The sequence below is a fragment of the Kitasatospora sp. NPDC057904 genome (genome assembly GCF_042887925.1).
Classification (GTDB): Bacteria; Actinomycetota; Actinomycetes; order Streptomycetales; family Streptomycetaceae; genus Kitasatospora.
The window spans coordinates 144111-157771 of the sequence record NZ_JBHVOL010000005.1 but is presented as its reverse complement, the minus strand read 5'-3'; the positions used below and the strand labels follow the sequence as shown (position 1 = coordinate 157771).

The following is a 13661-nucleotide window of genomic DNA, read 5'->3' as shown; positions in this document are numbered from 1 at the left end:
GCCACGGGCTTCGCGCCCGTGGCCGCCGCCCCTGATGAGAGGGACGGGACCATGCGCAGGACTCCGGCTCCGCTGTTCACGGCGGCCGTCGTCGCGGCACTCGCCGCGGGCGTCAGCGCCCCGGCCGCCGCCGATCCAGCGCCCGGGGTGATCCCGGGCGCCCAGGACATCGTGTGTACGGCGCCGCAGGGCGCGTCCGACGTGCTGAACCAGCTCAGCGGCGACTACAACGCCTCGCTGACCGACCCCGGCGCTCCGCGCTGGTACGTCTGGGGCCCGCAGGGACCGTCGCCGATCACGGCGAAGGCGGGAGCGAACCCGATCACCCGGCCGAGCAACACCACCGGGGGACTGAGAGCTCTCGACTTGCCGGGCAGCGGCGTCGACTGCGCCGGCGCCGCCCGCGACCCGCAGAGCGGCGACCAGGTGAGCGACGACTTCGTGGCGTTCGCCAAGGAGGCGGTCGCGGTGGCCGGAGGATCACGGGTGCCGGCGAACCTGACGACGCAGAACCTCAGGGACCTCTACACCTGCAACGTCACCAACTGGCATCAGATCGACCCGGCGTACTCCGACTCCACGGCCAAGCCCTTCCTCCCGGCGTACGACTCCAACGTCAGGGCCTTCTTCCTGAAGACCATCGGTGGCGGCAGTCCGGTCACCCCGGGTAGCTGCGTCATCCAGGGCACCCAGGAGAACCAGGGATCCGACCCGGCGCTGAGCGATCCCGACGCGATCGTCCCGTACTCGGTCAGCCACTACATCTGGCAAGTGCTCTACGGCCGCGGCGGCGGCTCGGACGTTCCCGGCCCGTTGACCCTGCGCAGCATCGACGGTGTCGCGCCCGTCGACACGGCGAACCGGAGGATCGGCGACGCGTTCGCCGGGACCGTCTACAGCCACATCCTCTACAACGTCGTCCGGGACGCCGACTGGACCGCGACCGACGCGCACGCCACCGCGCTGCAGAACATCTTCGGCCCCACCGGCTGGATCTGCACCAGCCCGACGGCGGCCGGCGACCTGCAGAGCTTCGGCCTCCTGCCGCTACAGGGCTTCGACTGCGGCAGCTCCATCCACTCCTGACCGGCTCCTCTCCGCACCAGTGGAACCCACCTCTCCCAAGGAGTTCACCATGTCAAGAACCCGTGTCCGGCTCGCCGCCACCGGTGCCGCCGTCGTCCTCGCCGTGACCGGCCTGAGCGGCGCCGCCGCGGCCGACACCACCGTCACGACCACGCCGCCCACCGGGCAGGCCGTCGTGACCTCCGACCTGACGTTCCTCCAGAACGCGGTGACCAACGGCATCGTGATCGTCCCGCTCCCGCCGGCGACCCCGGCCTACGCTGACACCACCGGCCTCACCACGACCTTCCCGGTCTCGGGCGGCGTCGCGAACATCCCGGCGTTCAACGGTGACATCCAGTTCGGCGGCGACCTGCTGTTCGTCAACATCGCCACGGGCAAGACCGTGATCTTCAAGCAGCTCGACCTCGTGATCAACAAGGGCAGGTTCTTCGCCGTGCCGGACGGCGCGACGGCCCCGGTGGCCCTGCTGGACCCGGCGGGCCGGGTCTCGGTCGGCCGCAACGGCACCGCCCAGACGCTCGACACCACCGGTCTGAAGGTGGACGCGGCCGCCGCGCAGTACCTCGACACCAACCTCGGCACGACCTTCTTCACGGCCGGCCAGTCGATCGGTTCGCTCGCGGTGACCTACACGCCCGGCAGCTGACGTCTCGGCCCGGTGGACGCCACCGGGGCAGCTCGGCGGGTCCGCGCTCCGGCGCGGGCCCGCCCGCCTTGGGAGCGGCCAACTCCGTTACAGGGGAGTCGCGTTGTGGCCTCGTACATCTGGCCGACCGGATCCGGCCATGTCCGGCTGGCCGAATGGTACGCACCGGAGCCATCCGGCCCAGCGCCATCGACGCCCCGCGCCGCCCACCGGCGGCTCGCACCCACCGGAGGTCCCCGCCATGAGAATCCGCGAACCCGACCCGGGAGGCCGAGGGTGGTGGCGCCGGCGACTGCCGGCCCTGGCGCTCGTCTGGGCCGTGGTGGCGGCACTCGCGGTGGTCCCGGTGGGCCTGGGAGCGGTGCCCGAGGCGCGGGCGGACTCCGCGAAGACGGTGCAGGGACCGAAGGTCTGGATCCCGGAGAAGAAGGGGTACGGGCCCGAGGGGAGCGTGACGGTCTCCCAGACGGAGAACCTGACCAACCAGGTGCTACAGGTCTCCTGGAGCGGGTTCACGCCGACCCGGTCCGTCACCGGCAAGCCGGTGATCAAGGCGATCAAGGATTCCGAGGACATCGCCTACGCGGTGCGGATCTACGAGTGCAAGGGCGAGAACCCCCTCATCACGGACTGCTACGGAAGCACGCTCTACGGAGGGGAGGCTTCGCTCGGCTTCGAGCAGAAGGCGCGTCCCTCGGGTCTGGAAGCGCCCGAACTCCGGTCCAACATGGTGATCGCCGCGACCGGCCAGGACGGCTCCGGCGCGGCCTCCATCGAGGTCTGGAACAAGCAGCAGAGCGTCGGACTCGGGTGTGACGCGGCGAACCCCTGCTCCCTCGTGGTCGAGCCGAACTACGGCGGCGACCCGATCGACTACTACAAGCTCCGCAAGGGCCAGGCCGACTGCGAAGACCACCGGATGGACGTCGGCTCGCAGATCTTCAAGGCCGCGACGGACTCCACCCTGCGCCCCGGCATGGAGAACTGGAAGACCAGGAACCGCAGCAGCGAGCAGTGCGCCTGGGGCCATCACGTGGTCGTCCCCCTGCACTTCGCCCCCACCCCGGACGACTGCGCGGCGGCCGCCGCCGACCTCCGGGCCCAGGGCCTGGAGATGGCGAACCGCGCCATGCAGCAGTGGCGGTCCGGTCTGTGCCTCGGCAGCTCCCCGCTGACCGTCCAGTACGCCTCGGCCGGCGGTGAACCGCAGGCGCGGACGGCGTTCTTCGGCGGGACCACCGACGTCGCGCTCACGGCCAGGCCGGACCAGTCGCCGCCGGCCCGGCCGTACGTCTACGCGCCCCTGACCACGACCGGCATCTCCGTGGTGTTCGCGATCGACGACAGGACGACCGGGCGCCAGATCCGCGACCTGCGGCTGAACGCCCGGCTGCTGGCCAAGCTCCTGACCCAGTCCTACGACTCGCCGGGCGATCCGATCAAGTCGGTGGCGGGCAACCCGACGTGCCTGTTCACGGACCCGGAGTTCATCAAGCTGAACCCGCAGACGGAAGCGAACGGAATCCACTGGCCGACCAACTGCGGCGGGATCCTGACCGTCTTCCCGTCCGTCGCCGGCGGTACCACCGACCTCACCTACCAGGTGACCTCGTGGATCGCGAGCGACCCCGAGGCGGCCCGTTTCCTCGACGGCGAGCCCGATCCGTGGGGCATGCGGATCGACACCTTCTACCTGCGGCCGCAGTTCCCCGGGTACCCCGTCGAGGCCTTCCAGCCGCAGGACTTCACCGGCCCGGGCGTGTCGACCACCACCGTGGACCTCGCCCACTGGAAGCAGTACGAGTGGAACCCCTCCCTGCTCGGCCTGAGCCGGGTGGCCCGCAACATCCTGGAGGGCAAGCCGACCTGCCAGCAGCCGAACTCCGAATCGGACGGCCGGCACCTGGACTGCCCCGTCCAGGCCCCGGGTGAACGGGCCCTGCTCGCCATCATGGACGCCGGCCAGGCCAAGGCGTTCTCGATGCCCGAGGCGGCCCTGCTCAACCCGGCGGGCGCCTTCGTCGCCCCCGAGCGGTCCGGCTTCCAGGCCGCCGTCGCCGACATGACGGTCGATGCCGCCACCGGCGTGCAGCAGCTGCCCTACGGCGCCGCGGACACCGCGTACTCGCGGGACCAGAAGGCCTACCCGCTGACCACCGTGCAGTACGCGATGGTCCCGACGAGCGGAGTGCCGGAGGCCAAGGCCGGTGCGATCGCGAACTTCCTCAAGTCGGTCACCAACGGCGGCCAGGTGTACGGCATCGAGCCCGGCCAGCTCGCCCCGGGCTTCCTCGCCCTGACCGCCGCCCAGCGCGCCCAGGCCCAGGACGCGGCCGCGCACGTGGCCGCGCAGGACGGCAAGCTGCCCGGGAACCAGGCCGCCCCGCCGAACCCGCCGGCCGTCGCGGGCGGCACCTCCGGGGGCGGCGCCACCTCCGCCCCGGCGGGCGGCAGCGGAGGCTCCACCCCGGTGAGCGACAACGGCTCGGCGGGCGGCACCGCCCCCGACGGCACCGGGACGGGCTCCGGCCGGAACGGCACCGCCACCGACGGGTCCACCGCGGCCGGTACGGGCGCCGGTGCGCCCGCTGCCGCGGCACCGCCGGCCGCGGGTGCCAAGCCCACTGGGACGCCGACCGCCAAGGGCCCGCTGTCCGCCGCCCCGGTGGCGGCCGGCACCCCGCTGGCCGACCGATCGGGCCTGGCGCGGCTGCTGCTGCCCGTCGCCCTGATCGCCGGCCTGGTGCTGGTGGTCGGCGGGCCGGCCGCGCTGCTCCTCGGCGGCACCCCGGCCGGCGACAAGGCGGTGGCCGCAGTGCGCCGGGGCTGGTCGCGGCTGCGCCGCAGGCCCTGACGCCGACGCGGCGAACGACTCGGCGGGGCCGCCGTCCCGGCCCCGCCGAGCCCCTTCCGGCGGGCGCACGCTCCCTGCCCGTTCCCCCACAGCCGTTCCATGCAGCCGTTCCCACGCAGCCGTCCCCGAGCACGGAGAGCAGACCATGACAGCCGCCGCCGAGCCCGCGGCACCGTACGCCGGGGCACCGGGCCAGCCCGACCGCGGGCCGGACGAGGACGTCCCGCGCATCATCACCGCCCCCGCGACCGCCGGCGACCGGGTGTTCCGCGGCGTGCTGCGGCTCGCCGGGCTCTCGGTCTTCGCGATCATGGGGCTGATCGCCTTCTTCCTCGTGCTGCGCGGCGCCGACGCGCTGCGCATCGTCGGCTGGTCCTTCCTGACCGAGCGGAAGTGGCAGACCGGCGCGCACAGCTTCGGCATCGCGGCGGTGCTCCCGGACGGTCTGCTGATCGCCGTCATCGCGCTGACGATCGCCGTCCCGGTGGCGCTCAGCACCGCGATCTTCATCTCCGAGTACGCGCCCCTGCGGCTGCGTGCACTGCTGATCACCCTGGTCGACCTGATGGCGGCCATCCCCAGCATCGTCTACGGCCTCTGGGGGCTGTTCTTCCTCCAGCCGCGCATCCTCGGCCTGGTGCGCTGGATGGCCAACCACCTCGGTGACGTGCTCCCGTTCCTGAAGGTGCGCACCGGCGACGTCGGACCGTCCTACACCTCCTCGACCTTCATCGCGGGCGTGGTGGTGTCGCTGATGATCATTCCGATCGTCACCTCGCTCTCCCGCGAGGTGTTCTCCCAGGCGCCGCAGGGCGAGCGGGAGGGCGCCTACGCACTGGGCTCGACGCGCTGGGGGATGGTCCGGACCGTGGTGCTGCCGTTCGGACGCGGCGGTGTGATCGGCGCGGTGATGCTGGGCTTCGGCCGCGCGATGGGCGAGACGATCGCCGTCGCGCTGATCATCTCGCCGAGCTTCCAGACCATCACGCACGTCCTCGAGAACGGCGCCAACTCGATCCCGGCGCTGATCGCACTGCGGTTCGGCGAGTCGGACTCGCTGTCGCTCTCCGCGCTGATGGCGGCCGGTCTGGTGCTGTTCGCGCTCACCCTGCTGGTCAACGTGGCGGCCGGCTTCGTGATCAACCGGTCCCGTTCCGGCTCCGCGACGGCGGACTGACCATGACGAACCCCGAAGGGACGATCCGATGACCACGCTCGACCTGCCGCCGGTCGCGGCGTCCGGGCCCGCAGCCGCTCCCGCGCCCGACGGACGGCCGCGACCCGAGAAGCGGGTGAAGCTCGGCGGCATCACCCGGGACGACGTCTTCACCCTGGCCGGCGCGTCGGCCGGCTCGCTGGGCCTGGACTGGATGCTGTACGAGCGGGTCCTGCCGTTCAGCGGCGTGCTCGGCTTCCTGATCTGCTGGTACGTGCTCTTCCTGGCCGGCTACTACGCGCTCGGCCGTCTCCAGTGGGGTCCGATGATGGTGCGCGACCGCTTGGTGGCGGTGGTCGCCTGGAGCGCCGGGCTGCTCATCGTCGGACTGATCGCCGACCAGATCGGCTACGTGACGAGCCGTGGGATGGACGCGGCGCAGCACCTCAACTTCTTCACCGAGTCGATGGAGAGCACCGGCCCGCTCAGCCCGATCACCTCCGGCGGTGCGCTCAACGCGATCGTCGGATCGCTCGAACAGCTGGGCCTGGCGACGTTGTTCGCGGTGCCGCTGGGGATCGGCGCGGCCGTCTTCATGTCCGAGGTCGGCGGCCGGATGGCCCGGCCCGTACGGACGCTGGTCGAGGCGATGACGGCGCTGCCGTCGATCGTCGCCGGCCTGTTCGTCTTCGGCGTCGTGATCCTCACCTTCGGGTTCGAGAAGAGTGGCTTCGCCGCCTCCCTGGCGCTGACCGTGATGATGATGCCGATCGTCACCCGGGCCGCCGAAGTGGTCATCCGGTTGGTGCCGGGCACCCTGCGCGAGGCCTCGTACGCGCTCGGCGGCAGCCAGTGGCGGACGGTGTGGAACGTCGTGCTGCCCACCGCCCGCCCAGGACTGGTGACGGCCGTCGTGCTCGGGATGGCGCGCGGCGTCGGTGAGACCTCGCCGGTGCTGCTGACCGCCGGCTTCACCGCACAGTTCAACGGCAACCCGTTCGAAGGGCACCAGGTGTCGCTGCCGCTGTACATCTGGAACTACGTCAAACAGCCCTACGACCCCATGATCGCGCGGGGCTTCGCCGCCGGTCTGACCCTGATGGGCGTGGTGCTGGTCCTGTTCGTCACCGCGCGTCTGCTCGGTGGCCGCCGGCCCGGTCAGCTGACCGGGGCCCAGAAGCGCCGGATCAGCCGGGACGCGCGCCGCGCCGAGGCCGCCGCGCTGGCCGCCGTCTCCCGTCCGGTCGTCGCCGTGCCGAGGAGTCGCTGATGTCGCACTCAACCAACCGCTGTACCAGAGGAGTTCTCATGTCGTGGGAGGCCGCAAGGCGCCCCGTGGCCCGCACGGTGGCCGTACTGCTGTCCCTCCTGCTCGCCTCGGGGACCATGCTGGCGCGCAGCACTCCGGCGCACGCGGGCGTGGTGCTGAGCGGCGAGGGTTCCAGCTGGGCCGCACCGGCCCTGGACCAGTGGCGCCAGGACGTCCGGACGCAGGGCATCGGCATCGACTTCGCCGCGACCGGCTCGGCGAACGGCCGCGCCTCGTGGCGCAACAACCAGACCGACTTCACCGCCTCGGACGTGCCGTTCCGCTCCAAGGAGGACACCGGCCTGAACGAGGCGGGCCGGCGCGGCGGCGGCGGTGGCGCCGAACAGCCGACGTACGGCTACTCGTACGTGCCGATCACCGCGGGCGGCACCACCTTCATGTACAACCTGCAGATCGGCGGGAAGCAGGTCCGTGACCTGCGGCTCTCCCCGCAGACCATCGTGGACATCTTCACCAACAAGATCACCAACTGGAACGATTCGAAGATCACCCAGGACTACGGCAGACAGCTGCCCAGCCTGAAGATCTTCCCGGTCGTCCGCTCCGACGGCTCGGGCGCCACCGCGCAGTTCACCCGCTGGATGTCGCACACCTACGGCGCCCAGTGGGACGACTACTGCAAGGCGGTCAACTCCGTCAGCTGCGGTGAGTACACCGAGTTCTTCCCGGCGTCCAGCCCGATGGTCGCGCAGAGCAGCTCCGACACCGTCGCCAGCTACATCATGGCGCCCACCAACCAGGGCACCATCGGCTACGACGAGTACGCGTTCGCCAAGAAGGCCAACTGGCCCGTGGTGAAGGTGCTCAACAAGGCCGGCTACTTCTCGCTGCCGACCGCCTCCAACGTGGCGGTGTCGCTCACCGCGGCGAAGATCCGGGGCGTCGACGACGACACCCCGGAGTCCGACCCCAATTACCTCCAGCAGAACCTCGACGGCGTCTACACCATGGACGACCCGCGCGCGTACCCGATCTCCAGCTACAGCTACCTGATCGTGCCGCGCTCCGACTTCCTCAAGCCGCTGCCCCGGTTCAACGACGACAAGGGCGCCGCCCTCAGCCGGTTCCTCGACTACGTGCTGTGCGAGGGACAGGGCGAAGCCGATCAGCTCGGCTACTCGCCGATCCCGTACGGCCTGGTCAAGGGCGGGCTGAAGCAGAGCAAGCACATCCCGGGCAACGCCAGCAAGGTCAACGCGGACAGCCTGGCGGGCTGCGCCAACCCGACCATCAACCAGGCCGGCGAGCTGACGCTCCTCAAGAACGCCCCGATGCCCAGCCCCTGCGACAAGCAGGGTCAGGCGCTCGACTGCACCGTGCAGAACGGCCAGGCGGTCAGCGGCGGTTCGGGCCCGGGCGGCGGCCCGGGCGGCAGCGGCGGCGGCGCGGCCGGCGGCACCGGCGGTACGGGCAGCGGCGGCGGCACCGGCAAGGCCGGAAACAAGGGCACGGGCGGTGGTGGCACCGCGGGCGGCGCCGGCGGTGCGGCGGCGGCCGGCGGCACCGGCGACCCGAACGCGCAGGGGGCGGCCGCCGACCCGAACGCGGCCGCCGGCACCCCCGGCGACCAGCCCGTCGACGACGTCGTCGACCCGCAGACCGGCCAGGTGGTGGCCCGCGGCCGCGGCGGTGCCGGGGAGGTCGCGGCGAACGTGGTCGACGTGGCCGGAAAGCCGGACGACTGGATGCTCAGCACGCTCACCGCGATCGAGCTGATCGCCGTCGTCCTCGTCCCGCCGCTGCTCGGCCGCCGGCTGCTGCGCCGCCGCACGTCGGGCGGCGCGTCGTGACGGCCCCCGTGCTGGAGAAGCCGGCCGCCCCCGCCCCTGGCGTTCCGGAGCCGGCCGGTCCGGCCGGGCGGCCCGCGGTGACGCCGGGGCGGCGATGGTTCCTCCAGGCGGCCTGGGCGGTCAGCCTGCTGGCCGCGCTGGTCCTGGGCTTCGTCGGCTTCCTGTTCACGCTCTCGGACATCCAGGAGCGGCACTACCAGTCCACCGCGCACAAGACCTTCCGGGACCAGCTCGCCCGCGCGGTCGCCCCGACCGGCTCCGCGCCGGACGGCGAACCGGTGGCGCTGCTGGACATCCCGGCGATCGGCCTGCACCAGGCCGTCGTCGTCGAGGGCACCACCGGCCGGGACCTCATGCGCGGGCCCGGCCACCGGCGGGACACCGCGCTGCCCGGCCAGAGCGGGGTGGCGGTGGTCTTCGGCCGCGGGGCCACCTTCGGGGCGCCGTTCGCCGAACTGTCCAAGCTGCGGGTCGGCGACCGGATCGAGACGATCACCGGGCAGGGCACGGCCAGCTACACCGTCAACGCGTACGGCGACGGCGACGCCCCGATCACCGACCCGGCCCGCGACCGGCTCGTCCTGGTCACCGGGGACTCCGACTGGATCCCCGGCTCCACCGTGATGATCGGCGCCCGGCTGGACGGCGACCCCCAGCAGAACCCGGGCGGCCGGCCCGCCACCGTCCCGTACGACAAGGCGCTGGCCGCGGACAAGGGCGCGCTGGCCACGCTGCAGCTATGGTCGCTCGGCCTGCTCGGCGCGGTGGTCGCCGCCCTGCTGCTGGCCCGGTACTGGCGCCGCTCGACCGCTTACCTGAGCCTCGCACCGGTGGTCGGCGCGGCGCTCTGGGCGGTCTACGAGAACGCCGCCGCCCTGCTGCCCAACCTCTACTGACGCGCGCCCGGAGGACCGTACCGATGACGGATGCACCGATGACCGACCACCCGCCGACCCCGGCCCGGCCGGCCGACGCGCCGCACCCGGCGGCGGACCCGGCCGCCGACACGCTCACCCTGCCGCCCGTCCAGCCGGTGCCGCGGTACGGCACCGGGGCCGGCGGCGGGGCGCTCGCCGCCCTGGAGACCCGGGACGTCTCCGCCTGGTTCGGCTCGCGCAAGGTGCTGGAGCGGGTCTCGCTGGCGATGCCGGCCGGCGAGGTCACCGCGCTGATCGGCCCGTCGGGCTGCGGCAAGTCCACCTACCTGCGGATCCTCAACCGGATGCACGAGATGGTGCGCGGCGCCGCGCTGGCCGGCGAGGTCCTGCTGGACGGCGAGGACGTCTACCACCTCGACCGGCGGCCGGCCGAGGTGCGCCGCCGGATCGGCATGGTGTTCCAGCGGCCCAACCCGTTCCCGGCGATGTCCGTCCAGGACAACGTCGCGAGCGGGCTCAAGCTGGCCGGGATCAAGGTGTCCAAGGAGGAGCGCCGGCACCTCGTGGAGACCAGCCTGCGCCGGGCCGGGCTCTGGGACGAGGTGGCCACCCGGCTGCACACGCCCGGCGGCGCGCTCTCCGGCGGTCAGCAGCAACGCCTGTGCATCGCACGGTCGTTGGCCGTGTCGCCGGACATCCTGCTGATGGACGAGCCGTGCTCGGCGCTCGACCCGACCTCCACCCGGCGGGTCGAGGAGACCATCGCCGAGCTGCGCGGGCGGCTCACCATCGTGATCGTCACCCACAACATGCAGCAGGCCCAGCGGGTCTCGCAGACCTGCGCGTTCTTCCTGGCCACCCACGACACCCCGGGCCGGATCGTCGAGGCCGGGCCGACCGAGCAGGTCTTCGGCAGCCCGCGCGACCGGCGCACCTCGGACTACGTCAACGGCCGCTTCGGCTGAGGGAGCCCGAGGATCCGCTCCAGCACCGCCGCGACGCCGTCCTGCTCGTTGCTCACGGTGTGCAGCGCCACCGCCGCCAGCACCTGCGGGTGCGCGTTGGCGACGGCGTACGCGGTGCCGGCCCAGTCCAGCATCTCCAGGTCGTTCGGCATGTCGCCGAAGGCGACCACCTCGGTGCGGTCGATGCCGTGCCCGGCGCACCAGCGGGCCAGCGTGCTGGCCTTGGTGACGCCGGGCGCGCTGATCTCCAGCAGCGGGATCGGCGCGGAGCGGGTGATCTCGGCCAGGTGCCCGCCGGCCTCGCGGGCCTCGCCCAGCAGCTTGTCCGGGTCGAGGTCCGGGTGCTTGGCCAGCAGCTTGAACAGGCCGCGCACCGGCCCGTCCGGCCCCAGCAGCAGCTCGGCCGGGCCGATCGGGTGGTCCACGTCCTCGCCCCACATCGGCACCTCGTACCCGGGCTCGCGGGCGAACCCGGCCGGGTACTCGAAGGCGAAGGACGTGCCGGGCAGCTTGGCGCGCAGGATCTCGACCACGGCCAGCGCGGTCTCCTCCGGCAGCGGGAAGGACTCCAGCAGCTCGCCGCGCCGCACGTCGACGACCGCGCCGCCGTTGGAGCAGATCGCCACCCCGTGCCCGCCGATGTGCGGGCTGACCTGCTGCATCCAGCGCGGCGGGCGCCCGGTCACGAACACCACCCGCACCCCGGCCGCCTCGGCCGCGGCGAGGGCGGCGGCGGTGCGGTCGGTGACGGTGCCGCCGCTGCACAGCAGGGTGCCGTCCAGGTCGGTGGCGATCAGGCGGGGGGCGCGGGGTTCGGTCACCGGTCCATCTTCGCCCATCGGCGGGGTGCCGGTCATCGGCGGGACCGCCACCCGTCCTCCGACCCCGGTCGGCCTTCTTTCGGCCCCGGAAGCGCCGTTTCCGGCCGATTCGCCCGGGGCGGGGGTGTCCGGCTTCCGCCCTCCGGGCAGGACCCGCATGGCCGAGCAGACCGCCTCCCCGTCGGCAGGAAGAGCCATGCCCACTCGCCAGCTCCGGGACGAGACGCTCCCGACCGCCCCTCCCGCGGCCCGCGCCGCGCCGCGCGAGCCCGTCCTCCTCGGCGACGTGCTGTTCCACGCCCTCGCCGAGATCGCCCGCCGGGGAGCCCCGGACGGGCCCGCCGGGCCGGAGCCGAAGCTCCCCGCCCAGCGCACCCGTCCGCACCCGTGATCCGGCCGTCGGTCCCCTGAGCCGCTAGCCCTCGCCGAGCTGGGCGAGGCCCTCGGCGGCGATCTCCTCGAAGACGGCGAGGTCGTTCTCGAAGATCGAGCCCGGCACCGGCCAGTGGATCACCAGCTCGGTGATGCCCAGCTCGCGGTAGGTGCCCGCCCAGTCGACGAAGGCGCCCAGCGACTGCAGGGGCTTCTCCGCCGTCGAGCCCTGGAGCAGCACCTTCTCCAGTGTCGCGACGTCCCGGCCGGCGGCCTCGCAGGCCGTGGTGAGCTTCGCGATCTGCCGCGCGATGACCTCGGGCGCCTGCTCCACCGGCACGTCCGCCGGCCCGCGCGGGTCGCCGTACGTGACCCAGCCCTGCCCGTGCTCGGCGGCCAGCCTCAGCCCGCGGGGGCCGGTCGCGGCCACGTAGAACGGGACGCGCGGCGTCTGCACGCAGCCGGGGATGTTCCGCGCCTCGACGGCCGAGTAGTACGTGCCGGCCTCGGTCGTGGCGTCCTCGCGCAGCAGCTTGTCCAGCAGCGGCAGGAACTCGCCGAAGCGGTCCGCCCGCTCCTTCGGCGACCACGCCTCCTGGCCCATCGCCGTCGCGTCGTAGCCGACGCCGCCGGCGCCGATGCCGAGCGTCAGCCGCCCGCCGGACACGTCGTCCAGCGTGATCAGCTCCTTGGCCAGCGTCACCGGGTGCCGGAAGTTCGGCGAGGTGACGAGGGTGCCGAGGCGCAGCCGCTCGGTGGCCGTCGCGGCCGCGGTCAGGGTCGGGACGGACCCGAACCACGGCTCGTCCCGGAACGACCGCCAGGAGAGGTGGTCGTACGTGTACGCGGCGTGGAAACCGAGCTCCTCGGCCCGCCGCCAGATCTTCTGCCCCTCGCCCCACCGGTGGATGGGGAGGATCACGGTGCTCAGTCGCATGGGTCCGACCCTACGTCGCCCGTGCGCCGGTGTCCGGTGGCGCAGGGGGCGCCCAGGGGCGCGGGGGTGCAGGTGCGGGTGTGCGTGGAGCGACGGTGGGAGGCGCTAGTCTGTCGGCCGCACCGATAACCTGATCATGCGTCACACGGGGGTTAGTCGTCATGCTCGTTTCCAGGAAACTGCTCTCCGCCGCCCTGGTTGCCACGGCCGCGTTCGGCCTGGCCGCCTGCGGCCCGGACAACTCGTCCGACCAGGCCGGCGGCGGCTCCAGCACCGCCGCCGCCGCGCCCACCGGCGCGCCCGCCACCGCCGCGCCCACCGCCGCGCCCACCGGTGCGGCCACCGGCGCCGCCTCGCCGACCGGGAAGGCCAAGCCCACCGGCAAGCCGTCCGCCGGCGCGACCGACGCAGGCCCGGAGGGCATCTGCACCCACGACCCGCTGCCGGCCGGGCAGAAGTGGATCGTCCCGGTGAAGGGCACCAACGGGACCACCCTGGTCTACAAGGACACCAAGGACGCCTGCGGGGTCGACGACGTCGCCCTCGAACCGACCGGGCCCGACAAGACCGCGCAGTTCGCGCCCGCCTTCAAGGCCCAGCTGCGGTCGGTGGTGAAGCCGCCGATGGACGCCAACGCGGAGACCCTCGCCAAGCACGTCAACGAGTGCATCGCGACGCCGGGCAGCGACAAGGGCGTCTACCCCTGCCAGAACAACGTCTTCAAGGTGACGCTCGACGCCTCCGGCAAGGTCGTCGAGATGTGGGAGAAGGCGGTTTCCTGAGGCGCGGCCGCCCGCGCCGGTAGCGGGTGGCGCAGGGCGAA

Annotated in this window: 12 protein-coding genes; 10 read left to right on the top strand and 2 right to left on the bottom strand. The window is 72.9% G+C overall.

Annotated features, from left to right (window positions below; translation table 11 throughout):
• The first annotated feature begins 51 nt into the window (after positions 1–51).
• The 8 genes from ACFVSN_RS15165 (at position 52) to ACFVSN_RS15130 (ending at position 10708) form a co-directional block, all read left to right on the top strand.
• Positions 52–1086: a hypothetical protein gene (locus tag ACFVSN_RS15165; protein ID WP_387599694.1), complete on the top strand. Its 1035-nt coding sequence runs from the start codon at positions 52–54 to the stop codon at positions 1084–1086.
• A gap of 49 nt (positions 1087–1135) precedes the next feature.
• Positions 1136–1735 (top strand): hypothetical protein, encoded by a 600-nt coding sequence (locus ACFVSN_RS15160; protein WP_387599691.1) that lies wholly within the window; start codon positions 1136–1138, stop codon positions 1733–1735.
• A 241-nt stretch (positions 1736–1976) separates the two neighbouring features.
• A complete protein-coding gene (locus tag ACFVSN_RS15155; protein ID WP_387599689.1) occupies positions 1977–4589 on the top strand; it encodes a hypothetical protein in 2613 nt (870 codons plus the stop codon).
• A 145-nt stretch (positions 4590–4734) separates the two neighbouring features.
• Positions 4735–5766, top strand: coding sequence for a phosphate ABC transporter permease subunit PstC (pstC, locus tag ACFVSN_RS15150; protein ID WP_387955384.1), 1032 nt, complete (start codon positions 4735–4737; stop codon positions 5764–5766).
• Between the two features lie 28 nt (positions 5767–5794).
• Positions 5795–7015, top strand: coding sequence for a phosphate ABC transporter permease PstA (gene pstA, locus ACFVSN_RS15145; protein ID WP_380498823.1), 1221 nt, complete (start codon positions 5795–5797; stop codon positions 7013–7015).
• Positions 7016–7053: 38 nt separating this feature from the next.
• On the top strand, positions 7054–8865 hold the full coding sequence (locus ACFVSN_RS15140; RefSeq protein ID WP_387599683.1) for a substrate-binding domain-containing protein: 1812 nt from the start codon (positions 7054–7056) through the stop codon (positions 8863–8865).
• A complete protein-coding gene (locus tag ACFVSN_RS15135) occupies positions 8862–9761 on the top strand; it encodes a sortase (RefSeq protein ID WP_387599681.1) in 900 nt (299 codons plus the stop codon). The genes ACFVSN_RS15140 and ACFVSN_RS15135 overlap by 4 nt, the downstream gene beginning before the upstream one ends.
• 23 nt (positions 9762–9784) lie before the next feature.
• Positions 9785–10708, top strand: coding sequence for a phosphate ABC transporter ATP-binding protein (locus ACFVSN_RS15130; protein WP_380439618.1), 924 nt, complete (start codon positions 9785–9787; stop codon positions 10706–10708).
• Here the strand turns inward: ACFVSN_RS15130 and ACFVSN_RS15125 are convergent.
• Positions 10684–11565: an HAD family hydrolase gene (locus ACFVSN_RS15125; RefSeq protein ID WP_387955594.1), complete on the bottom strand. Its 882-nt coding sequence runs from the start codon at positions 11563–11565 to the stop codon at positions 10684–10686. The two genes, ACFVSN_RS15130 and ACFVSN_RS15125, sit on opposite strands and share 25 nt — an antisense overlap.
• Before the next feature lie 160 nt (positions 11566–11725).
• Between ACFVSN_RS15125 and ACFVSN_RS15120 the strand changes: the two genes are divergently transcribed.
• The gene (locus ACFVSN_RS15120) at positions 11726–11920 is read left to right on the top strand and encodes a hypothetical protein (RefSeq protein WP_380439614.1); all 195 of its coding nucleotides are present in this window, start codon (positions 11726–11728) and stop codon (positions 11918–11920) included.
• 24 nt (positions 11921–11944) lie between these two features.
• Here ACFVSN_RS15120 and ACFVSN_RS15115 read toward each other — a convergent pair whose 3' ends face one another.
• Complete coding sequence (locus tag ACFVSN_RS15115) at positions 11945–12838, bottom strand: LLM class flavin-dependent oxidoreductase (RefSeq protein ID WP_380439612.1); 894 nt, start codon at positions 12836–12838, stop codon at positions 11945–11947.
• Positions 12839–12999: 161 nt separating this feature from the next.
• Between ACFVSN_RS15115 and ACFVSN_RS15110 the strand changes: the two genes are divergently transcribed.
• Entirely contained in the window at positions 13000–13620 is a 621-nt protein-coding gene (locus ACFVSN_RS15110; protein WP_387599675.1) for a hypothetical protein, read from the top strand.
• Positions 13621–13661: the final 41 nt, after the last annotated feature.

Excerpts from the sequence above, each read along its gene's own strand:
- ACFVSN_RS15165 (WP_387599694.1), top strand. The coding sequence starts at position 52 with ATGCGCAGGACTCCGGCTCCGCTGTTCACGGCGGCCGTCGTCGCGGCA.
- ACFVSN_RS15155 (WP_387599689.1), top strand. The coding sequence starts at position 1,977 with ATGAGAATCCGCGAACCCGACCCGGGAGGCCGAGGGTGGTGGCGCCGG.
- ACFVSN_RS15115 (WP_380439612.1), bottom strand. The coding sequence starts at position 12,838 with ATGCGACTGAGCACCGTGATCCTCCCCATCCACCGGTGGGGCGAGGGG.
- ACFVSN_RS15140 (WP_387599683.1), top strand. The coding sequence starts at position 7,054 with ATGTCGTGGGAGGCCGCAAGGCGCCCCGTGGCCCGCACGGTGGCCGTA.
- ACFVSN_RS15130 (WP_380439618.1), top strand. The coding sequence starts at position 9,785 with ATGACGGATGCACCGATGACCGACCACCCGCCGACCCCGGCCCGGCCG.
- ACFVSN_RS15125 (WP_387955594.1), bottom strand. The coding sequence starts at position 11,565 with ATGACCGGCACCCCGCCGATGGGCGAAGATGGACCGGTGACCGAACCC.
- ACFVSN_RS15120 (WP_380439614.1), top strand. The coding sequence starts at position 11,726 with ATGCCCACTCGCCAGCTCCGGGACGAGACGCTCCCGACCGCCCCTCCC.
- pstC (WP_387955384.1), top strand. The coding sequence starts at position 4,735 with ATGACAGCCGCCGCCGAGCCCGCGGCACCGTACGCCGGGGCACCGGGC.
- ACFVSN_RS15160 (WP_387599691.1), top strand. The coding sequence starts at position 1,136 with ATGTCAAGAACCCGTGTCCGGCTCGCCGCCACCGGTGCCGCCGTCGTC.
- pstA (WP_380498823.1), top strand. The coding sequence starts at position 5,795 with ATGACCACGCTCGACCTGCCGCCGGTCGCGGCGTCCGGGCCCGCAGCC.
- ACFVSN_RS15110 (WP_387599675.1), top strand. The coding sequence starts at position 13,000 with ATGCTCGTTTCCAGGAAACTGCTCTCCGCCGCCCTGGTTGCCACGGCC.